Consider the following 24,158-nt stretch of genomic DNA (forward strand, 5'->3'; position numbering starts at 1 on the left):
CGGGCAGCTCCTGTTGTCCGGGCGCTAGGAAGCGACGCGGGGGGCGGTAGCGGTCAGCGTCATGGTGTTCCGGCACTCGTACGCGGTCGCGGCGACTCTGCCGATCTTGAGGGCGATGTCCGCATACGCCTGATGGGCCTTGCCGAGGGATGCGCCGTGGACGATGTCCCCGGAAACCAGCACGCCGAAGTACTTCGGCGGGGGCTGGTCGCTGTCGTCCCTCGGCGCGTCGAAGTCGCACGGCACATAGAGCCGGACCGACGCGTTCCCGGGGACGATGTTGCTGGCCGTGACCCACCCGGTCGTGCCGGGGCCGAAGTCGAGCGGGGTGACCGACCCGCCGCCGGCGTCGTTCTTCCGGTCGGCGTCGATCCGGTCGCGTGCCGGTCGTACCTCCGCGTCGAGCAGGATGGTCGCGTCCGGCCACATGACGCGGCAACGAGAGTCACGGCTCCCCGAGGCGGGCTTCGCGGGGGTTGCGATCTCGCGGGACGGCCGGGGCTCGATGGCCTTCCCGTCCGGGCCCGTCAGCGGTTTGAGGTCGTTCGCATCCAGTACTCCCCAGCACGCGCTCTGTGGCAGCTCCACCGACTGCCACGGCTTCCAGGCCCACAGCCCGCCGCCCACGGCGGCGGCCACCGCGAGGCTCCCGGCCAGCCACGGCAGCACCCGGGGCCGCCGCCACCACGGCGGTGGTGGCGGCGGGTCGTCGGGCGAGCGCGGGATGATGTGTGCGGCGTCGACCACGGTTCAGTCAGCTCCTGTTTCCGGTGGTGCTACGAGACGACGCGGGGGGCGGTACTCGGCAGTGTCACGGTGTTGCGGCACTCGTACGCGGTCACAGCGGCCCGGCCGACCTTGAGCGCGATGTCCGCGTAGGCCTGGTGCGCCTTGGCGGGGGAGGCGCCGTGGACGACGTCCCCGGTGACCCGGACGCTGAGGTACGACGGTGCGGCCTGGCCACTGCCACCCTTCGGGGCCTCGTAGTCGCACGGCACGTAGAGCCGGACCACCGCTCCCCCGGGAGTGTTCCTGTTGTCCAGGACCCACCCGGTCGCGCCGGAGCCGAAGTCGAGCGGGGCGACCTGCCCGAGGACGGCGTCGCTTTGCCGATAGTTGTCGATCCCGTCCTTCGGTGGTCGGACATCCACGTCGAGAAGGGTGGTTCCGCTTCCCCAGGAGACGTAGCAGCGGTAGTCGAGGTCCCCCGTGCCCAACGGCCCTGGGCTCGCGGGCGTGGCGATTCGGCGGGACGGTTTGGGCTCGGTGGCCTTCCCGTCCGGGCCCGCGAGCGGTTTCAGGTCGCTTCGGCCGAGAACTCCCCAGCACGTGTGCTCCGGCAGCTCCACCGACTGCCAGGGTTTCCAGGCCCACAGTCCGCCGCTCACCGCAGCGACCATGGCGAGGGCGACAGCGGCGTGCCAGGGCCGGACCGGGGAGCGGCGCCGGGGAGGGTCGTCGGGCGAGCGGGGGATGATGTGTGCGACGTCAGCCATGCTTCATCACGCCTTGGTGCTCAACTTGGGGTTGTAGAGGGCCTGGCCGTTGGTCCAACCCTCGCTGAAGGTCTGCTTGGCCCGGTTCGCCAGCGTGTTCACGTATCCCTGGTCGAGTCCGGCATCGCGGCTGGCGCCCTCAACGGCGTTGATGACGGCCTGCTGCGCGCCTCCGACAGCCACTGCGGTGCGCCGTTGGGCGTCGTCCCGCGCCTCGTTCGTGGTGTCGACCTTGTAGCTGTCGGCCACCTGGGTCATCAGCTCGTCGACCTTCTCGTTGATCATGCCGCCGACGTGGGGGACCTTGTCGGCGGCTATTCCGCCGGTGTAGTCCCAGACCATCTTGGCTATCTCCTTCTTGGAGTCGAGCGCGTCGTTGTACTGCTGGTCGGACGCGGCATGGTTCTCATAGATCTCGTCCGACACGGCCTTCGTGAGGATGCCCGCGACCTGTCCGCCCGGCCTGGTCACGTTCTCGACCGCCGCGGTCAGATCCCCGTGCGGCTCCCGGGTGGCGATGACCTGCTCGATCTGGGCCGTTTGGTAGGTCTGCTGCGCTGTGGCGATCGAGGCATACGCGTCCGGGTTCCGGCCGACGGTGGACAGCAGCACGCTCACCTGGGACTGGTCGAATAGGGCGGGCACGCCGGGAACGGACAGCCGCGCGTGTGAATTGGTGTTGTTCGGTCCTGGGCCGTCCAGCGAGTTCTCGATGTCGCCGATGTAGTTGGCCGCCATGTTGCCGATGCTGCCGTTGAGATCGGCGAAGACACCACCGCGAAGGGTCGCGGGCCCGTCGCCGCTGCCGAACCGGTCGACGACCTGCTTCATGACGGCGTTCATCTCCGCCGTGTGCGGCGGGTACTTGCCCTCCGTGTCGTCCCAGGCGCGGCCGGTGGCGGCGGCCTCCAGGGCGTGTCCGAGCGGGCCGACGTTGTTCGGGTCGGCCGGGCCGCCTTCGAGCGGGCGCAGCGGGTAGTTCATGTCGACGAGGACGGAGTTGTTCCCGGAGTCGGTGAACAGCTTGAAGTAGGTGTTCTGGCCGCCGGTGCTCTTGACGCTGCCGTCCGGGTTGTACGTGGTGACCGGGTCGTTGAAGAACTTGGTGGCGGCCTCGGGGCTGTGGCCGAACGCGTCCAGGATTCCGGACAGCGGGTTGAAGCCCTTGAGGTTGCCGTCCTTGTCCGGCTGGCCGATGAACTTGAACTCGTCGAACGGGTAGCCGCCGCTGCGGTAGGCCGGGACCTCCCAGCGGGTCGGGTTCTCCTGGGTGAGTTGGGTGACGTGCGCGGCGATGGGGTTGAGGAAGTGCGCGTCGTACGTTCCGTTCCGCAGCAGGTTGGCCATGATCTGGTAGCCGTACGGGCTCTTCGCCGGGTCGGCGCCGGGCCGGAGCGGGATCTGCGTGGCGCCGGCCGCGCGGAACCGCTTCTCCCACTCGTCCGAGACGTGCAGCGGCTGCTTGGTGTCGGTCGCGGTGGCCAGGGTGAGGCCCAGGTCCTGCTGGATGCCCTTGATCGCCGCGCTGCGGGCCGGGCTGTTGGCGTAGTCCCCGCTCTGCGCCATGGCTCCGTACTTGGCCATGAAGGTCGCCGGGTCCTGGTTGCCGTAGAAGGACGTGGCGAACCGCGGGTCGCTCTTGTGGTGGTCCAGGATTTCCTGGAGGTGCTTGAGTTGGGCGTCGCTGGCCTGGTCGCCGAGGCCGAGGATGTAGGTGGCCGCCTTGGCCTCCTCCTCCGGGATGCCGCCGACGGGGTTGGCGTTGAACGCGGTGCCGTCGCTGCCGGTGTCGTCGCCCAGGGCCCGGGAGGCGTCCTGGTCGGCTTCGGTGGCCCGGTCGATGGCGTCGCCGATGGCCTTGGCGGCGGTCTCGGCCTTGGCCTTCCAGCTCCTGGCGTACTCGGGGTCCTTCTTGTCCTCCTGGGTCGTGGGCGGCGGCCAGTGCACCGCGCCCTCGCCGTCGACGGTGAGGCCCTCGTGGGTCGCGTTCTGGACCGCGGTGGTGAGGTCTTTCTTCGCCGCCGTGATCTCGGTGTGGGCGTCGCGGAGCGTCTTGGCCAGGGCCGAGGCCTCCTCGAAGGCCGCGTGGATCTGGTCGCGGGCCCAGGTGAGCTTGGCGTTGGCGAGGCCGGCGGCGTCGCCGTGCCAGCCGGACTGCTGGATGGTGCCGATGACCTCGTTCTGCATCCGCTGGGTGAGGTCCCACTTGCGGACGAGGTTCTCGAAGTCGCCCGCCGCGGAGGCGAGGCCGCCGAGGTCGACCTGCTGGAGCTGACTGAACGTCACCATGATCGTGCTGTATCCCCCCGTTCGCGCCGGCGCTAGCGTCCGGCGCCCTGCGCCTGGTTGAAGTGGGCCTGGATGTCCGTGTCGGTCCTGGTGTAACTCTGGGCCGTGGTCTGCAGGTTGGTGCCGATGTCGCCGACGGTGGTCTGCAGCCCGCTGGACTGGCTGGTCCAGGTGCCCCAGGTGGCGGTGAGCACGCCGCCGAGGTTCCAGCCCTTGAGGGACCCGGCGGCGGCGTTGACGTGCTCGCCGGGCTGGTCGCACTCGGTTTTGACGGCGTCCCGCAGCGCGAAGGCGTTCTGCGCGGCCTGCTGGAGCACGCCGGGGTTCACGGCGACGGTCTTGCCGCCGGCCGCCGGGCTCAGCGAGACCGGTGCGGCGTTGGCGCCGGCCAGGTCCGGGAACTGCTTCTTCGCCTCTTCGGTGAGATTGCCCTTGTCGTCGAAGAGCCACGGATTCATGCGACGCTCGAATTCGAGGTCGGTCATTGTTTTCCCCCCGGATAATGATCGGCAAGGATCGTACTATTTTTGCGGCCGCGATTTCGGTGAATTGAATATTGATACCTGGTTAACATGTGGTGAATCACGACTGGATTGGCCCGTTCATACTGTGCCGATCCGCACATTGCCCGACACGCGGTGGCATGCCAGAGTGCCGGGCATGAACCATCCGCTCGCGGCCGAGCCGCGCTCCGCCGTCCCCGCCCCTGCCCCCGCCCCGGCCGCCGCTCCCGCGCAGGTCTTCGACTGGCTCGACCAGACGGCCGCGATGCGGGCCGAGGCCGGGCTGACGCGGACGCTGCGCAGCCGGGCCGCGGACGACCCGGTGCTGGACCTCGCGGGCAACGACTACCTGGGCCTGACCAGGCATCCGGTCGTCACGCGGGCGGCCGCGGACGCTGCGCTGCGCTGGGGCGGCGGCTCGACGGGGTCGCGGCTGGTGACCGGGACGACCGCGCTGCACACCGAACTGGAGCAGGAGCTGGCCGAGTTCTGCGGAACGGAGGCTGCGCTGGTGTTCTCCTCCGGGTACACGGCCAACCTCGCGGCGCTGACCGCGCTCACCGACCCGGACACCCTGATCGTCTCCGACGCCTACAACCACGCCTCGCTGATCGACGGCTGCCGGCTCTCCCGCGCCGACGTCCACCGGGCCCCGCACAGCGACCCGGCGGCCGTCGCCGAGGCATTGGCCGATCGGGCGCAGCCGCGGGCGCTGGTGGTCACCGACTCGGTGTTCTCGGTGGACGGCGACGCGGCCCCGCTGCCCGCGCTGTCGGAGGCCGTCCGCGCGCACGGCGCCGCCCTGCTGGTCGACGACGCGCACGGGCTGGGCGTCCTCGGCCCCGGCGGCACCGGGGCGCTCGCGGCGGCCGGGCTCGCCGGGCAGCCGGACACCGTGGCCACCGCCACCCTCTCCAAGTCGCTCGGCTCGCAGGGCGGCGTCGTCCTCGGCCCGCGCCGGGTGATCCGCCACCTCACCGAGACCGCCCGCACCTTCATCTTCGACACCGGTCTCGCCCCGGCCGCCGCCGGCGCCGCCCTCGCCGCCCTGCGGCTGCTTCGCGCCGAGCCGGCCCGCGCCGAGCGCGCCCGCGAGGTGGCCCGCACCCTGGCCCGGCAGCTCACCGCCGCCGGACTGCACAGCTGCGAGCCCGAGGCGGCCGTGGTGTCCGTCCGGGCCCCGGGCCCCGAGGCCGCCGTCGCCTGGGCCGCCGACTGCCGCCGCGCGGGCCTCGCCGTCGGCTGCTTCCGCCCGCCGTCCGTCCCGGACGGCATCTCCCGGCTGCGGCTGACCGCCCGGGGCGACCTGACCGACGGGCAGATCGCCGAGGCCGTCCGCATCGTCGCCGAACTGGCCCCGGCCGGTGCGCGGGGCGAATGAGCGGACGGCGGAGCGACAAGCCGCTCGGAGCGACCGGGCCCGCCGGGCAGGACGGCGGGATGACCGATCTGCGCTGGGACGAGCACGTGGCACGGCTGCTCGATCCGACCGACGGGGGCTGCCTCGCCGAGGTGTTCATCGAGGACACGACGGTGGCGGACTGGCAGGCCCTGCTCGACCTGGTCGAGGAACAGGGCTGGGCGTACGAGTTCATCGTGGGGTGCTTCGTGCTGCCGCTGCCGCGGGCCGAGGCGGTGCTGTCCCGGCCCGCCGGTGCCAGGTGCCCGGTTCTGTGCGTGCGGCCGGCCCCGGAGGTCTGCGCCGTCTTCCGGTTCCTCGGGGCGGAGCAGATCGGTTTCGACGTCGGCCTCGGCGAACTCCAGGGCCAGGAGCAACTGGACGTCCTGTGCGGGTTCCTGACCGCGATCGGGCGGCGGCTGGGCAGGCCGGTGCCGATGTACGTCGAGGGCGACACCGGGGCGCCGTTCCTCGGGTACGACGCGGCCGCCGACCGGGTCCGGGCGCTGTGGGCGCCGCCGGTGGACTGACCGGGCCGGCCGGCTACTTCTTCCTCGCCCGGCTCGGCTGGACCCGGGTGGGCTCGCCGGCCGCCTTGGGGTGGTCCGGCGGGTACGGGAGTTCGCCGAGGCCCTCGTCGCGCAGTTGCTTCTCGTACAGCTCCAGCAGGGGCTCCAGGCGGAACGCCAGGCCGTCCATCTCCGCGTTCAGGTCGCCGAGTTCGGCGAAGCGGGCGGGGAGGGTGCGCAGGTCGAAGTCCTCGGGGGCGGCGTCGTCCAGTTCCTCCCAGCGCAGTGGGGCGGAGGCGGTGGCGCGCGGGCGGGCGCGCAGCGAGTAGGCGGAGGCGATGGTGCGGTCGCGGGCCATCTGGTTGTAGTCGACGAAGATCCGCTCGCCGCGTTCCTCCTTCCACCAGGCGGTGGTGACCTTCCCGGGCATCCGCTGCTCCAGCACCCGGCCGAGGGCGATCACCGCGTGCCGCCCGTCGGTGAACGTCCACTCGGGCGCCAGCGGCACGTAGACGTGCAGTCCGCGCCCGCCGGAGGACTTGGGCCAGCCGCGCAGCCCGTACTCCTCCAGCAGGGCGCGCAGTTCGTGGGCGGCGCGGACGGCGTCGTGGAAGTCGGTGCCGGGCTGCGGGTCGAGGTCGATCCGCAGCTCGTCGACGTGGCCGGTGTCGGAGCGCCGCACCGGCCAGGGGTGGAAGGTGAGGCAGCCCAGGTTGGCGGCCCACAGCACGGCGGCCGGCTCGGTGGGGCAGATCTCGTCGGCGGAGCGGCCGGAGGGGAACTCGATCCGGGCGGTGGGCAGCCACTCCGGCAGGCCCTTGGGGGCGCGCTTCTGGTAGAAGAACTCGCCGTCCACGCCGTCCGGGAAGCGCTGCAGGGTGGTCGGCCGGTCGCGCAGGCCGCGCAGCACCCCGTCGGCGACGGCCAGGTAGTACTGCGCGACGTCCAGCTTGGTGAAGCCGCGCTCGGGGTAGTACACCTTGTCCGGGTTCGACAGCCGGACGGTGCGCCCGGCGACTTCCAGTTCCACGGCTGAGCCCATGCCCCACACGCTAAGCGCCGGGCGCCCGGCGCGCGCTCCGGGGCGAAGCGGGCGAGGATCGGACGCATGGACCTGCCCGTGATGCCGCCGGTGGCGCCGATGCTCGCCAAGTCGGTGGCCAGGATCCCGCCCGGGATGCAGTACGAGGCGAAGTGGGACGGCTTCCGTTCCGTCGTGTTCCGCGACGGGGACGAGGTGGAGCTCGGCAGTCGCACCGGAAAGCCGCTGACCAGGTACTTCCCCGAACTGGTCGAGGCGTTCAGGCGGGAGCTGCCGCCGCGCTGCGTGCTGGACGGCGAGGTGGTGATCGCCCGGGACGGCCGGCTGCGCTTCGAGGAGCTGCTGGAGCGCATCCACCCGGCCGCGAGCCGGGTCAGGCTGCTCGCCGAGCGGACCCCGGCCTCCTTCGTCGCCTTCGACCTGCTCGCCCTCGGGGAGGAGAGCCTGCTGGACGAGCCGCTGTCGGTGCGCCGCCAGGCCCTGGAGGCCGCGCTCGCCGACGCCGCCGACCCGGTGTTCACCGCCCCCGCCGCCACCGACCTCGACCTCGCCCGGACCTGGTTCGCCGAGTACGAGGGCGCCGGCCTGGACGGGGTGGTCGCCAAGCCGCTGGACCAGCCGTACCGGCCGGGGGAGCGGACCATGTACAAGATCAAGCACGAGCGCACCGCCGACTGCGTGGTGGCCGGCTACCGCGAGCACAAGAGCGGCCCGGTGGTCGGCTCGCTGCTGCTCGGCATCTTCGACGGGGACGGCAGGCTCCAGCACGTCGGCGTCTGCGCCGCCTTCCCGATGGCCCGCCGGCGCGAACTCGTCGAGGAACTGGCCCCGTTGCGGATGGAGGACCTCTCGCAGCACCCCTGGGGCGGCTGGGCGGACGAGGCCGCGCACGCCGAGGGCCGGCTGCCCGGCGCGGTCAGCCGCTGGACCGGCGGCAAGGACCTCTCCTGGATCGCGCTGCGCCCCGAGCGGGTGGTCGAGGTCGCGTACGACCACATGGAGGGCACCCGGTTCCGGCACACCGCGCAGTTCCGCCGCTGGCGGCCGGACCGCACGCCGGAGAGCTGCACCTACGCGCAGTTGGAGGAGCCGGTCTCGTACGACCTCGGCAAGGTGCTGGGCGGCTGACGACGCGCCGGACAGCGCGGCGGCGCGGGAGGGCCCGACCCGGTCGGGCCCTCCCGCGTACGTGCGGGTCCTGCGGGTGCGGTCCAGGAGATGTGCTCAGGAGATGTGCAGCGTGGCGGCGCCGGTGGGCGTGGCCGACGCGGTCTCCGCGGGCGAGGCCGTCGGAGAGCCGGTCGGAGAGCCCGTCGGCGAGGGCGAGGCCGTCGGGGAGCCCGTGGGGGAGGAGGAGGCCGTCGGGGAGGCCGAGCCGGGCGGGGTGGGCAGCGTGTAGACGTTGTTCGGCGAGACGATCTGGGTGATCGCCCGTGCCAGGAACGTCGAGGGCTCCGAACCGTCGTGCAGGATGTCGGTGTTGAGCAGGATGGCCAGGCTGGCCTTGGCCTGCGGCAGGTAGATCACCACGCTCTCGTACCCGGGCAGCGAGCCGTTGTGGCCGATCCACCCGTGGGTGGTGAACACGCCGAAGCCGTAGCCGAGGTCCGGGGTCGGCCCGACCGGCACGAACTTCAGCCGCTCCGCCTGGGTGGCGGGCTTGATCAGCGGCTCCCCGGTGGCCAGCACCTTCGACCAGGTCTGCAGGTCGGCGAGGCTGGAGATGACGGCGCCGGCCGCCCAGCCCCAGGACGGGTTCCAGTTGGTGGCGTCCTCGACCGCGCCGCTGGCCGTCTGGTTGGTGTAGCCGTGGGCGTGCGGGTCAGGGAAGGCCGCGTCGGTCGGCAGGCTGGTCCTGGAGAGCCCGGCCGGGGTGAACACCTGCTGGTTCAGGAAGTCCTGGAGCGGCTGCCCGCCGACCTTCTCGACCACCAGGCCGAGCAGGATCAGGTTGGTGTTGGAGTACTCGAACTGGGCGCCCGGGGCGAAGTTCGCCGGGTGCTTGAACGCGTACGCGAGCAACTGGTCCGGGGTGAAGGGCTGGTTGGGGTTGCCGAAGAACGCCTGCTGGAAGTCGGAGTCCAGGGTGTAGTTGAACAGGCCGCTGCGCATCTCGCCGAGCTGGCGCAGGGTGATGCCGTCGCCGCCGGGCACGGTCGGGACGTACTTGGAGATCGGGTCGTCCAGGCCCAGCTTGCCCTGGTCCACGAGGCGCAGGATGCCGGTGGCGGTGAAGGTCTTGGACACACTGCCGATGCGCATGTACATGTCGGCCGACATTGGCGCCCCGGAGTTCTTGTCCGCGACGCCGAAGGTGCGCTGGTAGCTGCCGTCGGGAGCGGTGTAGCCGACGATCACCCCGGGGATGGAGACCTCGCTCATCACCTGCTTGATCGCGCTGTCCAGCTGGTTCATGACGTCCTGGGTGAGCGGCACCACCGCGCCGGTGGCGCTGCCGGTCGGCGTGGCGGTCGGGCTCAGCGCGGCCGGTTCGGCGGTGACGGCCGGCTCGGCCTGCCGCGCGGGCCCGGCGTCCCCGGAGCAGGCGGAGACGGCGAGCAGGCCGCTCAGCGCGAGGACGGCGGAGGCCACCCGTACGGACCGGGGGACGGCCGGGCGCGGAGTGCGGGGGACCCGCACGGAGCGGGGAACGGCCGGTCGGGGCCATCGGGTGTCGGTCATCGGCGCAGGCGCCTCTCTGGGGCGGACGGCCCCTTGGCGAAGGGCCCCGGAGCGCTCCCGGGCAGGCCGGGGCGCTGCTCCACGGGGCCGCGGGGGAGCGTCGCCACCGTAAGCACCGCCGCCGTACGGCCGCGCGCGGGTCGGTGCGGGGCTGGACCGAACGGGAGCGCGGTCAGCCGAGTGCCCCGTCCGGCTGGCGGCCCGGTGCCAGCCGCCCCGGCCGGGCCGCGCACGTTGCGCCGGGCCGCCCACCCGGGCCGGGTCACGCACGTCCGGCCGGGCCGCCCACCCCGGCCGGCGTCCCGTCGGACGGCGGCACGGCGGTCGCCCCGCGCTCGGCCGGACGGGTGAGCACCGGCATGCCGCACCCGCCGTCGGCCGCCGCTCGGGCACGATCGTTCAGCCCAGCTGTGGCCGCCCTTAAGAATTCCTCGATGGACCGCACCCCCTCCGACCAGGCAGATTTCTGCCTGCCCGGAGCGCACCCGTCAGGGACGGTCGAACCGGGCTCCCTCGGCCTGCCCCCGCACCCGCAGGCCGTCCCACCCGCACGTCAGGAGCCGCCGTGAAGGCACTCGTCAAGCAGCAGGCCGAGCCCGGGCTCTGGCTGATGGACGTCCCCATGCCCGAGATCGGCCCCGGCGAGGTGCTGATCAAGGTGCTGCGGACCGGCATCTGCGGCACCGACCTGCACATCCGCAAGTGGGACGGCTGGGCCCAGCAGACCATCAGGACCCCGCTGGTGCTGGGCCACGAGTTCGTCGGCGAGGTCGCCGAGCTCGGCGCCGGCGTCGCGGACATCGCGGTCGGCGACCTGGTCAGCGGCGAGGGCCACCTGGTCTGCGGCAAGTGCCGCAACTGCCTGGCCGGCCGCCGCCACCTGTGCCGCAACACCGTCGGCCTGGGCGTCAACCGTGACGGTGCCTTCGCCGAGTACGTGGCCCTGCCCGCCTCCAACGTCTGGGTGCACCGGGTGCCGGTCGACCTGGACGTGGCCGCGATCTTCGACCCGTTCGGCAACGCCGTGCACACCGCGCTGTCCTTCCCGCTGGTCGGCGAGGACGTGCTGGTCACCGGCGCCGGCCCGATCGGCATCATGGCCGCCGCCGTCGCCAAGCACGCCGGCGCCCGCAGCGTGATGATCACCGACGTCTCCCCGTACCGCCTTGACCTGGCCCGCCAGGTCGGTGTGACGCTGGCGCTCGACGTCTCCGAGCACACCATCGAGGAGGGCCAGCAGAAGCTGGGCCTGCGCGAGGGCTTCGACGTCGGCCTGGAGATGTCCGGCCGTCCCGAGGCGATGCAGTCGATGATCGCCAACATGACCCACGGCGGGAAGATCGCCATGCTCGGCCTGCCCGCCGAGCAGTTCCCGGTGGACTGGGCCTCGATCGTCACCTCGATGATCACCATCAAGGGCATCTACGGCCGCGAGATGTTCGAGACCTGGTACGCGATGTCCGTGCTGCTGGAGGGCGGCCTGGACCTCAGCCCGGTGATCACCGGCCGCTACGCCGCCACCGACTTCGAGGCCGCCTTCGACGACGCCGCGGGCGGCAACTGCGGCAAGATCATCCTCGACTGGACCGCCTGAGCCCGCCCCAGCCCCGCCGAACTGCTCCCGCCGAACTGCTTAAGGAGACCGCAGTGTTCGACAACGTGCGTGCCGACGTCGCCGCCACCCTGGACGAGATCCGCGAGGCCGGCCTGTTCAAGCCCGAGCGGGTGATCGGAAGCCCGCAGAGCGCCGCCGTCACCGTGACCGGCGGCGGCCGCCCGGGCGAGGTGCTGAACTTCTGCGCCAACAACTACCTCGGCCTGGCCGACCACCCCGAGGTGCTCGCCGCGGCCAAGGACGCCCTGGACCGCTGGGGCTACGGCATGGCCTCGGTCCGCTTCATCTGCGGCACCCAGGACGTCCACAAGGAGCTGGAGGACCGCCTCTCGGCCTTCCTCGGCCAGGAGGACACGATCCTCTACTCCTCCTGCTTCGACGCCAACGGCGGTGTCTTCGAGACCCTGCTGGACGACCGCGACGCCGTCATCTCCGACGCGCTGAACCACGCCAGCATCATCGACGGCATCCGGCTCAGCAAGGCCCGCCGCCACCGCTACGCCAACCGTGACCTGGCCGACCTGGAGAAGCAGCTCCAGGACACCCAGGACGCCCGCCGCCGCCTGATCGTCACCGACGGCGTGTTCTCGATGGACGGCTACGTCGCCCCGCTGCGCGAGATCTGCGACCTGGCCGACCGCTACGACGCCATGGTCATGGTGGACGACTCGCACGCCGTCGGCTTCGTCGGCGCGGGCGGCCGGGGCACCCCGGAGCTGCACGGCGTGATGGACCGCGTGGACATCATCACCGGCACCCTCGGCAAGGCGCTCGGCGGCGCCTCCGGCGGCTACGTCGCCGCCCGCCGGGAGATCGTCGCCCTGCTGCGCCAGCGCTCCCGCCCGTACCTGTTCTCCAACTCGCTGGCCCCGGTGATCGCGGCCGCCTCGCTCAAGGTGCTCGACCTGGTCGAGAAGTCCAACGAGCTGCGCGAGCGGCTCGCGGCCAACACCGCGCTGTTCCGGACGCGGATGACCGAGGCCGGGTTCGAGATCCTGCCCGGCGACCACCCGATCGCCCCGGTGATGATCGGCGACGCGGCCGAGGCCGGCCGGCTCGCCGAACTGCTGCTGGAGCGCGGCGTGTACGTGATCGGCTTCTCCTACCCGGTGGTGCCGCACGGCCAGGCCCGGATCCGGGTGCAGCTGTCCGCGGCGCACTCCACCGAGGACGTCGAGCGCGCCGTCGCGGCCTTCGTGGACGCGCGCGCCGCCCTGGAGGGCTGACCTCCACCCAGGCTGCCCGTGGGCCGGACCGCTCGGAACCGGACCGGCCCACGGGCTCACAACCGCCGCGCGGCGGAGGCGAATCGACGCGCCCCCGCCGCACGGCCCCAGGACCATCTGCCCCACCCTCCCGCAACGGGGGCGGGACGCCGGCCCCGCCGACGTCCCGCCCCCGTCGTGGTTGCCGGAGGACGGCTGCCGGTCAGTCGTCCTCGTTCTCGCCCTGGTCGTCGCCGGCAACGCTGCGGTGGAACCCGGCGGGCTTGGCGAAGACCTGGCCGTTCTCGACCGCCGGGCCGGTGCCGCCGGTGACCAGGTTGCCGCTGGTCGAGTCGAACACCACGGTGTTGCCCGAGGCGGAGACGAACGGCTGCGTCGACGAGCCGTTGCCGAGCGAGCCGTCCGGCGCGGCGGCGACCCGCTCGGTGCGGCCGGTGCGCAGGTCCTGGCGGTAGACGTCCCAGCCCGGGTGCTGGGGGCCGGCCACCAGGTTGTCGGCGGCGGACTCGAAGTAGATCCAGCGGTTGTCGGCGCTGATCGAGCCGTGGTCGGAGGAGCCGACCGAGCTGGTGCCGGGCAGGCCGCCGCTGACCTTCGTCACGGTGCCGGTCCGCAGGTCCCGCACGTGGAGCACGGTGTGGTAGCGGTGGCCGCCGGTCGAGCCGCCGGGCTCGGACAGGGTGTAGATCGCGCGCCGCCCGTCGGGGCTGATCGTCGCCTCGAAGCTGGAGCTGCCGATCGTGCCGTCGAGGCCCGCGCTCACCGGTGTGAGCGTCCGGGAGCGGACGTCGTAGGTGTAGTAGGGGGCGGCGGTCGGGCGGGCCAGGCTCGGCTGCGCCGCGGACTGCGGGACGCTGCGGCGCGCGGCCTCGGCGGCGCTCGGGGTGAGCTCCACGTCGGCGGAGGCGTCGGAGGAGGCGGGGGCGGAGGCCGTGGCCGCCGCCGCGGCGGTCGCGGCGGCGAGGCCGGGGGCCTGCTCGTCCGGCAGCAGGCTGGAGATGGAGCCGAAGCCGATGGTGCGGCCGTCTGCGCTGATCGTCGGTCGGAACGACGTGCTCTCGCCCGGCTTGCCGTTCACGTCGTGGGAGACCAGCCGGGTGGTGTGGGTCCAGCGGTCGGTGAGGTAGACGTTGATCTTCCAGGTGTAGGGCCGGGCGAGCGAGGGCTCGGGGGTGGGCTCCGGCTCGGGGTCCACGACGGTCGGGTCCAGGTCGGTCCGGGAGGACACGTAGACCACGTACCGGCCGTTGCCGCTGACCTGCGCGTTGTACGAGGAGTGGTACTGGTCGGTGTCGGTGTTGGTGGGGCTGCTGCTGACCAGCTCGGTGCGGCCGGTCCTGCGGTCCCTGATGTACACCTCGGTGCGGTTCTTGACCTGCGCGCCGGGCGCCACGTTCTCGTCCTCGCTCTCGAAGACGACGTAGCGGCCGTCGGCGCTGATCCCGGCCTGGTCGGTCGAGCCGCTCAGCGCCCCGCCCGCGTCGGACAGGTTGACCTGTTCGAGGCGGCCGGTGCGCAGGTCCTTCACATAGGCGTTGCTCCAGCCCACCGAGGGGTGGGGCAGCAGGTTCGTGGCCCGGGAGGTGAACAGGGCGTAGCGGCCGTTCGCGCTGATGCCCTGGGCCGTCGACTGGTTGTCGGGCGCCGCGCCGTTCGGTCCGAGGCTGACCTGGGTGGTGCCGCGCGGCGCCGGGCCGGCCTGGGCCGGGGCGGCGGCGACGGCGAGCAGCGCGGCCGCGACCAGGACGCTGCCACCGCCCGACAGCCAACGGTTGCGGGTCGTCCGGGTGGTTCGTGTCATGAAGGTGTTCCTCCCCAGCGATCGCCCGGCCGGGCTCCCTCCCGGCAACGGGCTTTCGGCAGAGCCAATCGTCGGGAGGGCCGGGGGGTCAACGCCCTCCGGTAATGTCGGCGTAAAATACGTCAACGGACGTATGCGGCAAGGGAATCAAGCCATTCGGACCGTCACGGGTGGCGTACGAAGACGTCCGCGGCGGCGTTGGTGTCGCCCGGCACCAGGTCGCCGTCGTCGGCGGTGAAAATCACCGTCCCGCCGCCGGCGTCCACGAACGGGTCCGAGGAGTCGGAGGTGCTCTGCCCGCCGTCCCGGGTGAGGCTGACCCGTTCGATCGCGCCGGTCCTCAGGTCGCGGCGGAAGACGTCGCTGACGCCGTTGGTGTCGCCGGGGACGAGGTTGTCGGCGGCGGAGTCGAAGTAGACCCAGTGGCCGTCGAAGGTCATGGCGGGGTCCTGGGCGCTCGCGGTGGTCGTGGTGCCGGGCAGGAAGGCGTTGAGCCGCGTCAGCCGGCCGGTGGCCAGTTCCCGGGCGTACAGGTCCGACCGGAAGTGGTTGGAGCCGGGCCCGCCGATGCGGAACGGCAGGCCGAACAGGGCGTAGCGGCCGTCGGGGCTGATCCGGGAACCCCTGCTGACGCCGCGCAGGGTGCCCTCGTCGTCCACGCTGGCGCCGGAGACCTTCCCGGTGTCGGCCTTCCAGACGAAGTACGGGTAGAAGCGGGCCGGGGCCAGCCCGGGCGCACCGGCGTCGGTGCCGGTGCCGGTGCCGGTGCCGGGGTCGGGGTCGGTGTCGGCGGCGGCGGCGGGGTTGGCGGCCGGGGCCTGCGGGAGCAGGTTGGTCGCCCGGGAGGTGAAGCCGACGGTGGCGCCGTCCGCGCTGATCGTCACACCGTAGGAGGTGTTGTTGGCGGCCCCGCCGTCCGCGCCGGTGGTGACCACCCGGGTGGTGCCGGTCCAGCGGTCGGTGACCAGGACGTTGAAGTGGCGCGGGTCCGAGCCCGGGGCGAGGTCGGTGCGGTTGGAGGTGTAGGCGACGTAGCGGCCGTCCCGGCTCAGGGACGGACTGTCGGAGTAGCCCTCGTCGTCGCCGGACCCGCCCCCGGTGACCAGTTCGGTGCGGCCGGTCCAGCGGTCGCGGACGAAGACGTCGCTGAAGCGCCTCGGCTGGCCGGGCACCACGTTGGTGGCGCTGGTGCTGAAGGCCACGAACCGGCCGTCGGCGCTGATCGAGGCGTCCGCGGTGGGTGCGTCCAGCCGGGAGCCGTCGTCGGCGACGCTGACCCGTTCGACGTGTCCGTTGCGCAGGTCGCGGACGTAGACCTCCTCCGCGTTCGGGGTGCCGGGCCCGGGCAGCAGGTCGGCCGCGGTCGAGGTGAACAGCGCGGAGCGGCCGTCCTCGCTCAGCCCGATCGCGATCGAACGCCCGTTGATCTGCCCGCCCTTGGCGGTCTCGCTGACGCGGGCGGTGTCGCCCTTGGGCGGCTTGGCCTCGGCGGCGGGCAGCGCCGCTCCGGCGGCCACGGCGGTGGCGGCCAGCACGGCGGCGGCGCGGGCGAGCCGGCGTCGAGTGGGTGCGTGCGTCATGGATCGTCCTCCCCTGATGGCGGTCCCGGGCCCACGGCCCCCGCGGCCCGGTCGGGGAGAGCCAAGCGTCGTGCGGACGGTTGGTCAACGACCGGTGGCGATTCCGTTCGGAAATACGCCACCGGTCGTATCCCGCAAGGGAGTCGGGGCATCGGACCGTCAGGGTCCCGGGGCCTCGGGGTGCGTCAGGCCGTCACAGGCGGCGCAGGAAGACATCCAGCACCTGGTTGGTGTCGCCCGGCACCAGGTCGCCGTCGTCGGCGGTGAAGAGCACGGTGTCGCCGGTGGCGTCCACGAACGGGCTGAAGGACGAGGAGGTGCTCTGCCCGCCGTCCCGGGTGAGGCTGACCCGTTCGATCCGGCCGGTCCACAGGTCGCGGCGGAAGATGTCGCCGGCGTCGTTGGTGTCGCCGGGGACCAGGGTCTCGGCGCCGGAGTCGAAGTAGACCCAGTGGCTGTCGGCCGTCATGACGCCGCCGGACGAGGACCACTTGGTGCTGGTGCCCGGCAGGTCGGTGTTGACCTTGGTGACCTTGCCGGTGGCCAGCTCGTGGACGTACAGGTCCAGCCGGATGCCGTGGGCCGGGCCGGGGAAGCCGCCGACGAACACCGGGACGCTGTAGATCGCGAAGCGGCCGTCCGGGCTGACCCTGGCGTCGTAGGAGACGCCGGTCAGCTCGCCGGTGCCGTCCAGGCTCGCACCGACGATCTTCCCGGTGCCGGCCTTCCAGACGTAGTACCGGTAGTAGTGGGGTCCGGCGAGCCGGGGCGAGTCGGTGGCGGCGTCGGCGTCGGTGGCCGGGGGCTCCGGCAGCAGGTTCCCGGCGCGGGAGGTGAAGCCGACGGTGGCGCCGTCCGCGCTGATCGTCGGGGCGAAGGAGGCGTTGTCGGCACCCGAGCCGTCCGCGCCGACGGTGACCAGCCGGCTGGTGCGGGTCCAGCGGTCGGTGACGTAGACGTTGTTCTTGCCGCGCCGCAGGGTGCCCGGGGCGAGGTCGCTGCGGTTGGAGACGTAGGCGACGTAGCGGCCGTCGCGGCTGATGCTGGGGCTGAGGGCCCCGAACCCGCTCTGGTCGTCGGTGCTCGGCACGGCGGCGGCGGTGACCAGTTCGGTGTGTCCGGTCCAGCGGTCGCGGACGAAGACGTCGCTGGGGTGGCTCGGCTGGCCGGGCACCACGTTGGTGGCGGTGGTGCTGAAGGCCACGAACCGGCCGTCGGCGCTGATCGAGGCGTCGGTGGTGGCGGCGTTCAGCGCGGAGCCGTCGTCGGCGACGCTGACCTTCTCGATGTGCCCGTTGCGCAGGTCGCGGACGTAGACCTCGTCCGTGTTCGGGGTGCCGGGCCCGGGCAGCAGATTGGTCGCGGCGGAGGTGAAGAGCGCGGAGCGGCCGTCCTCGCTCAGCCCGAGCGGCGTCGAGTAGGCGTTGAGCTGCTCGCCCTTGGCGGTCTCGCTGACGCGGGCGGTGTCGCCCTTGGGCGGCCTGGCCTCGGCGGCGGGCATCGCGGCGCCGGCCACGGCGGTGGCGACCAGCACGGCGGCGGCGCGGCCCAGCCATCTGCGGGTGCGTGCGGTGGTCATGGAACGTCCTCCCCTGGGATCGGCCGGCCGCGCTCCCTCCCGGCGGCGGGCTCTCGCAGAGCCAACCGTCGGGAGGGTCGGTGGTCAACGGGCGGCGGTGATCTCGTCGGGAAATACGCCAACGGACGTATCCCGCAGGGGAGTCGGGTCCTTACAGTCGGCGGCGGAAGACGTCCGCGCAGCCGTTGGTGTCGCCCGGCACCAGGTTGCCGTCGTCGGCGGTGAACAGCAGCGTGGTGCCGAAGGCGTCGACGGCCGGGAAGGAGGACGCGGAGGTGCTCTGAGTGCCGTCCGCGGTGAGCGAGACCCGGTCGGTCCGGCCGGTCCACAGGTCGGTGCGGAAGATGTCGGTCTGTTCGTTGGTGTCGTCGGGCACCAGGTCGGCGGCCTCGGAGGCGAAGAAGACCCAGCGGTCGTCCAGGGTCATCTCGGCGTCGAAGGAGGAGTCGGTGCCGGTGCCGCCCGGAAGCGGGGTGCTGACCCTGGTGACCTTGCCGGTGGCGAGCTCGTGGACGAAGACGTCCTTGTGGACGCCGTGCGAGCCGGGCCGGCCGCCCGGCTGGAAGAGGGCGTAGACGGCGTAGCGGCCGGAGGGGCTGATCCGCCCGTCGGCGCCGCTGCCCTGGAGCTGCCCGGCCTCGTCGAGGCTGGCACCGGTGGTCCTCCCGGTGCGGGCGTCCCACACGTAGGACGGGTAGGGGCGGGTGCCGGAGGCGAGGGGCGACACGGCGGTCCCGGCGGCGGGCTGCGCCCCGTCGGGCGGGAGCAGGTTGCCGGCCCGTGAGCTGAAGCCGACGACGGTGCCGTCGGCGCTGATCGTGGGGCGGTAGGAGCTGTTGTCGGCGGGGGTGCCGTCCGCGCCGGTGCTGACCACCCGGGTGGTGCGGGTCCAGCGGTCGGTGACGAAGACGTTGAACTTGCCGCCGTGCACGCCCGGTGCGAGGTCGGTGCGGTCCGAGGAGTAGGCCACGTAGCGCCCGTCCCAGCTGACGGCCGGGTCGTGGGCGCTGCGGATGCTCTGGTCGTCGCCCGCGCCGGAGGTGCCGTCGCCGGCCGTGACCAGTTCGGTGCGGCCGGTCCACCGGTCCTGGACGAAGAGGTCGTTCTCGTGCTTCCGCTGTCCGGGCAGCACGTTGGTGGCGCGGGTGGTGAACGCCACGTACCGGCCGTCGCCGCTGATCGCCGCGTCGCCGGCGCCGTCGTTCAACGCGGAGCCGTCGGCGGCGACGCCGATCCGTTCGAGGTGGCCGTTGCGCAGATCCCGGACGTAGACGTCCCCCGAGCTGCCGTGGCCGCCGGGCAGCAGGTTGGAGGCGGAGGACGAGAACAGGGCGTAGCGGCCGTCGCCGCTCAGCCCGCGCGCGAAGGACTCGCGGTCGGGCCCCTCGCCCGCGGGGCCCTCGCTGACGCGGGCGGTGTCGCCCTTGGGCGGCCTGGCCTCGGCGGCGGGCATCGCGGCGCCGGCCACGGCGGCGGCCGCCAGGACGGCGGCGGTACGGGCCGCCCAGCGGCGGGTGCGTGCGGTGGTCATCGATCGTCCTCCCCGGATGACGGTGCCGGGCCCACGACCCCCGCGGCCCGGTTCGGCCACGAGCCAAACGCCGTCCGGGGCGGGCGGTCAACGGGCGGGGGCGATCTCGGCCGGAAATGTGCCACCGGCGGTGGGTCCGGCGGAAAACCCGCCGCGTCCGGGTAACGCGCGCCGCGCTGGCAGAATTGGTCCGTGATCGACGCACGACGGCTGCGGACCCTGCGGGCCGTGGCGGACCACCGGACCGTGACCGCCGCGGCGGCCGCCCTCTACCTGACCCCCTCCGCGGTCTCCCAGCAGCTGGCCGCCCTGGAACAGGAGACCGGCCACGACCTGCTCGCCCGGGAGGGCCGGGGCGTGCGGCTGACCGCCGCCGGGGAGATCCTGCTCGGCCACGCCGACGTGGTGCTCGCCCAGCTGGAGCGCGCCGAGGCCGACCTCGCCGCGTACAGCGCGGGCGTCTCCGGGGAGGTCACCGTCGCCTCCTTCGCGACCGCCATCGCCTCGGTGCTCGCCCCCGCCGTCGGCCTGCTCGCCGAGCGCGCCCCCGGGGTGCGGCTCAAGGTGCTGGACGCCGAGGGCGACGCCAGCCTGCCGATGGTGCTGGACGGCCGGGCCGACCTCGCGGTGGCCGTCGAGTACCGGGGCGCCCCGCGCGCCGACGACGCCCGGCTGACCCGGGTGCCGCTGTACGCCGAGCCCTTCGAGGCCGTCCTGCCGCTCGGCCACCGGCTGGCCGACGAGTCCGGCCCGCTGGCCGTCGCCGCGCTGGCCGACGAGCCGTGGATCGGGCCGTACCCGGGCAACCCCTGCCACGACGTGGTGCTGCTGGCCTGCGAGCACGCCGGGTTCCAGCCCCGGCTGCTGCACTCCTCCGACGACTTCCGGGCCGTGGTGGCGCTCGCCGCGGCGGGCCTCGGGGTGGCGCTGGTCCCGCGCTCGGCGCTGCGCGGCGTCGACCTTCGCGAGGTCGCGGTGCGGCCGGTGGACAGCGAGCTCGCCACCCGGCGGGTCTTCGCCGCCGTCCGGACCGGTGCCGACGGGCATCCGCTGGTCCGGCCGGTGCTGGACTCCCTCGCGCAGGCGGCCGCCGCGGGCGGGTGAGCCGACCGTGCGCGGGGCGGCTGCGGGTCGGGCGGCTGGTTCGGCGCCTGCGGCCGTTCGGCGCCCGCGGCTGCTCGGCGTCCCGGGTCGGGCGGCCCGCCGTGGTGCTTCCGGCGTGGCGTCCCGGCCCGGGCGGCCGTGCAGCCGCTGGTCCGTGCGGGCGGTCGAGGTTCGGCGCCCCCCTCGGGACCGCCCCCGCTAAACGGTACCGACCGGTACCGACTGGAGGACGGTACCGACCGGTACCGTTTGGCGTCAAGAGTGGATAGGATCGGCCCCGTGGCAGTCAACGCACGGGCGCGCCTGCTGAGCACGGCCGAAACCCTCTTCTACGCGAACGGCATCCGCGCGGTCGGCGTGGAGCGCATCCTCTCCGAGTCCGGCGTGGGCCGGGCCTCCTTCTACCGGCACTTCACCGGCAAGGAGGAGCTGGTGACCGCGGTCCTGGAGGGCCGCGACGTCCGGTGGCGGGCGTGGCTCTCCGAGCGGGTCGCGGCCCACGGCGGCCACCCGCTGCACGTCTTCGACGCGCTGGCCGAACGGTTCGCGACCCAGGACTTCCGCGGCTGCGTCGCGATCAACACGATGACCGAGATCGCCGACCCGGCCAGCCCGGCCCGCCGGATGGCGGCCCTGCACAAGACCCGCGTCATCGACCTGGTCGAGCGGCTGATGCGGGACGCCGGCGTCCCCGAGCCCGGGGAGCGCGCCCGGCAGTTCGCCCTCCTGATGGACGGCGCCATCGTCACCGCCCTGCGCGAGGGCACCCCGGAGGCCGCCTGGCGGGCCCGCGGCATCGCCGAGGCCCTGCTGGCCGTCTGAGGCCCGAAGCCTGAAGCCCGAAGCCCGAAGCCTGACGCGGCGGCCCGGGTGTCCGGGCCGCCGCGCCCCGGGCTCAGGCGTGGTGCGGCGCCGCCGGGGTGCCGTCGGGGCGGACTCCGGCGAACTCGTCCAGGACGGCGACCCGCAGCTCGTGGGCGCCGTCCGGCCGGCTCTGCTCGTAGTAGAGGTACCAGCGGCCGCGGGCCGGGACGAGGTCGGCGTACCGGATGTCCAGCCAGGGGCCGTCCGGGGTGAGGCGGTGCCAGTCGCGCAGGTCGGTGGAGGCGGCCAGGCCGCAGCGCTCCTCGTAGTTGCCGGCGGCGTCCGCCGAGCCGTCGTAGAGCGCGAGCCAGCCGCCCCGGCCGTCGGGCAGGACGGTGGTGATCCGGGACTCGTAGCCGTCCCAGGCGCCGGCCGGGCCGACGTCCAGCGCCTCGGCGGCGCGGCCCGGCGGGGCGGTGAAGCGCAGCCCGTCCGGGGACACCGCGAGCGCGGTGGGCTGGACGGTGAGGCCGGTGGTGTGGATGTCGGCGTCGGCGTGGGCGCGGTCCTGCTCCTCGGGGGTGAACGGCCGGGCGCGGGAGACGGTGGCGAACAGGTGGACGCCGGCGTCGGTTTCGAGCAGGTACGGGTCCTTGACGCCCTCGGTGCCGGTGGTCGCGGCGGTGAGGACGGGGGTGCGGGTGGCGAGGTCGAAGGACTCGGGGGCGTCGGCGCGCAGGGCGTCGACGCGCCAGCGGTTGTCGGCCGGGTCGACGTGGCTGAGGTGGAGCAGGTAGCCGCCGTCGCGGGGCAGCAGGGCGAGGCGTTCCATCGAGGGGGAGTCCAGTTCGTCGCGCCGGACGGACCACAGGTCGCGGAAGGCGATGCCGTCGGTGCTCTCGGCGACGGCGCAGCGCCAGCCCCGGTCGGGCCCGTGCGTCGCGCCGCGCGGGCGGCGCTCGCGGTAGGTGAGCAGGAAGCGGTCGAGGTCCGGCTCGTACCGGACGCCCGGGCAGCCGGCCCAGTAGCCGGGTTCGGGGCGCTCGGGGGCGCGGACGAGGTGGGAGGCGCCGAGGTCGGGCGCGGCGGGCAGGGCGGGGTGCGGCATGGATCCGTCCTTCAGCTGAGGGGTGTCGCGAAGTTTCTATCAGATCGATCAAAAGTCCGGGCCGGGCGCGGTGGGTCGTCGTGGACCGGCTGACCAGCGAGGTGGCCAGCTTCACCAGCAGGTCTTCTATGAAGACGATGTTTCGCCCGATGGCGATCGCACGACACCGAACGGCCGAGCCTTGACCGTCCCCCGGAGATCGCGGCTACCTTCTTCTCAGAGTCGATCAAACATGGCCGACCAGGACCCGAGGAAGCCCCGCCCCGATGACCGCCCCCAGCACCGACGCACCCGGCTACGCCGGCCTGGGCCTGTACGTCGGCGACCTCCACAACCACTGCGGCATCAGCTACGGCCACGGGAGCATCGAGGACGCCTACGCCAACGCCCGGCTCCAACTCGACTTCGCCAGCGTCACCGGCCACGGCTGGTGGCCCGACCTGCCCGAGCGCACCCCCGAACTGGCGAGCCTGGTCGACTACCACACCGAGGGCTTCGCCCGGCTGGCCCGGCTCTGGGACCACGTCCAGGACGTCACCGCCGCCGCCCACGAGGACGGCCGCTTCGTCACCTTCCAGTCCTTCGAGTGGCACAGCCTCGCCCACGGCGACCACTGCGTGTACTTCGACGGCCCGCGCGGCGAGATCATCCGGGCGGCGGACCTGGACGAACTGCGCGCCCGGCTGCGGGTGCTCGCCGCCCAGGGCGTGCGCACCTGGGCGCTGCCGCACCACATCGGCTACGGGCCGGCCCGCCGCGGCATCGACTGGGCCTCCTACACCGAGGAGTTCGCCCCGGTGGTGGAGATGATGTCGATGCACGGCTGCGCCGAGTCCGACGAGGCGCCGCGCGGCTACCTGCACACCATGGGCCCGCGCGCCGGCGCCGCCACGGCCGTCCACGGCCTGCGCCTGGGCCACCGCTTCGGGCTGATCGGCTCCACCGACCACCACAGCGCCTTCCCCGGCAGCCACGGGCACGGCCGGGTGGCGGTCTGGGCCCCGGAACTGACCCGGGACGGCATCTGGAACGCCGTCCAGCAGCGCCGCACGTACGCGATCACCGGCGACCGCATCCTGCTCGCCACCTCCGTCAACGGCGCCCCGATGGGCGCCGAGGCCGCCACCGCCGACCGGCGCCGGATCCACGTCACCGTCCAGGGCCTGGACGCGCTCGACCACGTGGAACTGCTCCGCAACGGCGTACCCGTCCACCGGGTCAGCCGGCCCGAACTCCTCGCTGGCGCCGGCGGATCGGACGCCTTCTCCGGCACCCTGGGCTTCGCCGTCGGCTGGGGCCGGCGCGGCGAACCCGTGCACTGGGACGTCGTGCTGCGGATCGAGGGCGGGCGGCTGCTGGACGTCCAGCCCCGGTTGCGCGGCCCGGAGACCGTCGCGCCGGCCGAGGCCGAGCCGGACACCTACCGGCCGTCCTGGTGGGAGCGCACCGGGCCGGGCGAGCTCCGGCTGCGGACGGTCACCGACGGCAACCCCAACACCGCCACCGACAGCACCCAGGGCTTCTCGCTGCGGATCGAGGGCGACACGCGCACCCGGCTGGTCGCCGTCGTCAACGGCGTGGAGAGCGCCCACGCCGTCGGCGAACTCCTCGCCGGCGCGCGGACCGGATTCACCGGCGGGTTCGTCTCCGGCGCCTACCGCTTCGACCGGGCCGTGCCCGACCGGGAGACGACCGCCGAATTCGAGCTGACCGACGAACGCCCCGGCGGCGACGGGGACTTCTACCACGTGCGGGTCCGGCAGCTGAACGACCAGTGGGCCTGGTCCAGCCCGACCTGGGTGGGACCGGCCGACTCCTGTCGGCGGGCCGGCTGACGCCATCCCCCGTCAGCCGGCCGCGCCCCCGGTCGATCAGCCCCGAACCTCCAGA

General features: G+C 73.3%; 19 protein-coding genes. 8 read left to right on the plus strand and 11 right to left on the minus strand.

Translation table 11 applies throughout. The features are described 5' to 3' along the window. Positions 1 to 24: 24 nt before the first annotated feature. From ACFVVA_RS08340 to ACFVVA_RS08355, 4 genes are read right to left on the minus strand one after another with little or no spacing between them, the layout of a single operon-like run. A complete protein-coding gene (locus tag ACFVVA_RS08340; RefSeq protein WP_387686989.1) occupies positions 25 to 747 on the minus strand; it encodes a hypothetical protein in 723 nt (240 codons plus the stop codon). Positions 748 to 776: 29 nt separating this feature from the next. Next, positions 777 to 1,496 carry a hypothetical protein gene (locus ACFVVA_RS08345; RefSeq protein WP_387686991.1) on the minus strand — a complete coding sequence of 240 codons (720 nt, stop codon included), beginning with the start codon at positions 1,494 to 1,496 and terminating at the stop codon, positions 777 to 779. 6 nt (positions 1,497 to 1,502) lie between these two features. Continuing rightward, positions 1,503 to 3,785 carry a hypothetical protein gene (locus ACFVVA_RS08350; protein ID WP_387686992.1) on the minus strand — a complete coding sequence of 761 codons (2,283 nt, stop codon included), beginning with the start codon at positions 3,783 to 3,785 and terminating at the stop codon, positions 1,503 to 1,505. 32 nt (positions 3,786 to 3,817) lie between these two features. After that, on the minus strand, positions 3,818 to 4,270 hold the full coding sequence (locus tag ACFVVA_RS08355; RefSeq protein WP_387686993.1) for a hypothetical protein: 453 nt from the start codon (positions 4,268 to 4,270) through the stop codon (positions 3,818 to 3,820). 175 nt (positions 4,271 to 4,445) lie between these two features. Between ACFVVA_RS08355 and ACFVVA_RS08360 the strand changes: the two genes are divergently transcribed. Both ACFVVA_RS08360 and ACFVVA_RS08365 read left to right on the plus strand, forming a co-directional pair. Next, positions 4,446 to 5,669 carry an 8-amino-7-oxononanoate synthase gene (locus tag ACFVVA_RS08360; RefSeq protein WP_387686994.1) on the plus strand — a complete coding sequence of 408 codons (1,224 nt, stop codon included), beginning with the start codon at positions 4,446 to 4,448 and terminating at the stop codon, positions 5,667 to 5,669. A gap of 59 nt (positions 5,670 to 5,728) precedes the next feature. Then, entirely contained in the window at positions 5,729 to 6,217 is a 489-nt protein-coding gene (locus ACFVVA_RS08365) for a hypothetical protein (RefSeq protein WP_387686996.1), read from the plus strand. 13 nt (positions 6,218 to 6,230) lie between these two features. Here the strand turns inward: ACFVVA_RS08365 and ligD are convergent, their stop codons facing one another. Further along, a complete protein-coding gene (ligD, locus tag ACFVVA_RS08370; RefSeq protein WP_359913322.1) occupies positions 6,231 to 7,238 on the minus strand; it encodes a non-homologous end-joining DNA ligase in 1,008 nt (335 codons plus the stop codon). 66 nt (positions 7,239 to 7,304) lie between these two features. On the opposite strand from ligD, the gene ACFVVA_RS08375 reads away from it, so the two are divergent. Next, the gene (locus tag ACFVVA_RS08375; RefSeq protein ID WP_387686999.1) at positions 7,305 to 8,366 is read left to right on the plus strand and encodes an ATP-dependent DNA ligase; all 1,062 of its coding nucleotides are present in this window, start codon (positions 7,305 to 7,307) and stop codon (positions 8,364 to 8,366) included. Positions 8,367 to 8,462: 96 nt separating this feature from the next. On the opposite strand, the gene ACFVVA_RS08380 is transcribed toward ACFVVA_RS08375, so the two are convergent. Further along, positions 8,463 to 9,920: a serine hydrolase domain-containing protein gene (locus tag ACFVVA_RS08380; RefSeq protein ID WP_387687002.1), complete on the minus strand. Its 1,458-nt coding sequence runs from the start codon at positions 9,918 to 9,920 to the stop codon at positions 8,463 to 8,465. 565 nt (positions 9,921 to 10,485) lie between these two features. Between ACFVVA_RS08380 and tdh the strand changes: the two genes are divergently transcribed. Beyond that, a complete protein-coding gene (tdh, locus tag ACFVVA_RS08385; RefSeq protein ID WP_387687004.1) occupies positions 10,486 to 11,514 on the plus strand; it encodes an L-threonine 3-dehydrogenase in 1,029 nt (342 codons plus the stop codon). Between the two features lie 53 nt (positions 11,515 to 11,567). Beyond that, the gene (locus tag ACFVVA_RS08390; protein WP_359911169.1) at positions 11,568 to 12,761 is read left to right on the plus strand and encodes a glycine C-acetyltransferase; all 1,194 of its coding nucleotides are present in this window, start codon (positions 11,568 to 11,570) and stop codon (positions 12,759 to 12,761) included. A gap of 202 nt (positions 12,762 to 12,963) precedes the next feature. Here the strand turns inward: ACFVVA_RS08390 and ACFVVA_RS08395 are convergent, their stop codons facing one another. The 4 genes from ACFVVA_RS08395 to ACFVVA_RS08410 form a co-directional block, all read right to left on the minus strand. Then, the gene (locus ACFVVA_RS08395; RefSeq protein ID WP_387687007.1) at positions 12,964 to 14,562 is read right to left on the minus strand and encodes a TolB family protein; all 1,599 of its coding nucleotides are present in this window, start codon (positions 14,560 to 14,562) and stop codon (positions 12,964 to 12,966) included. 164 nt (positions 14,563 to 14,726) lie between these two features. Further along, positions 14,727 to 16,142, minus strand: a complete 1,416-nt coding sequence (locus tag ACFVVA_RS08400; protein ID WP_387687010.1) for a hypothetical protein — start codon at positions 16,140 to 16,142, stop codon at positions 14,727 to 14,729. Positions 16,143 to 16,335: 193 nt separating this feature from the next. Continuing rightward, the gene (locus tag ACFVVA_RS08405; protein ID WP_387687012.1) at positions 16,336 to 17,721 is read right to left on the minus strand and encodes a hypothetical protein; all 1,386 of its coding nucleotides are present in this window, start codon (positions 17,719 to 17,721) and stop codon (positions 16,336 to 16,338) included. Positions 17,722 to 17,872: 151 nt separating this feature from the next. Beyond that, on the minus strand, positions 17,873 to 19,252 hold the full coding sequence (locus ACFVVA_RS08410) for a TolB family protein (RefSeq protein WP_387687014.1): 1,380 nt from the start codon (positions 19,250 to 19,252) through the stop codon (positions 17,873 to 17,875). 192 nt (positions 19,253 to 19,444) lie between these two features. Between ACFVVA_RS08410 and ACFVVA_RS08415 the strand changes: the two genes are divergently transcribed. Continuing rightward, positions 19,445 to 20,356: a LysR substrate-binding domain-containing protein gene (locus ACFVVA_RS08415; protein ID WP_387687017.1), complete on the plus strand. Its 912-nt coding sequence runs from the start codon at positions 19,445 to 19,447 to the stop codon at positions 20,354 to 20,356. Positions 20,357 to 20,635: 279 nt separating this feature from the next. Further along, positions 20,636 to 21,178, plus strand: coding sequence for a TetR/AcrR family transcriptional regulator (locus ACFVVA_RS08420; RefSeq protein WP_387687019.1), 543 nt, complete (start codon positions 20,636 to 20,638; stop codon positions 21,176 to 21,178). Positions 21,179 to 21,251: 73 nt separating this feature from the next. Here ACFVVA_RS08420 and ACFVVA_RS08425 read toward each other — a convergent pair whose 3' ends face one another. Continuing rightward, on the minus strand, positions 21,252 to 22,268 hold the full coding sequence (locus tag ACFVVA_RS08425) for a hypothetical protein (protein WP_387687021.1): 1,017 nt from the start codon (positions 22,266 to 22,268) through the stop codon (positions 21,252 to 21,254). Positions 22,269 to 22,534: 266 nt separating this feature from the next. Here ACFVVA_RS08425 and ACFVVA_RS08430 point away from each other — a divergent pair, with 266 nt between their 5' ends. Further along, positions 22,535 to 24,103 (plus strand): DUF3604 domain-containing protein, encoded by a 1,569-nt coding sequence (locus ACFVVA_RS08430; protein WP_387687023.1) that lies wholly within the window; start codon positions 22,535 to 22,537, stop codon positions 24,101 to 24,103. Positions 24,104 to 24,158: the final 55 nt, after the last annotated feature.

Source organism: Kitasatospora sp. NPDC058048, assembly GCF_042885555.1.
Taxonomy (GTDB): domain Bacteria; phylum Actinomycetota; class Actinomycetes; order Streptomycetales; family Streptomycetaceae; genus Kitasatospora; species Kitasatospora lactacystinica.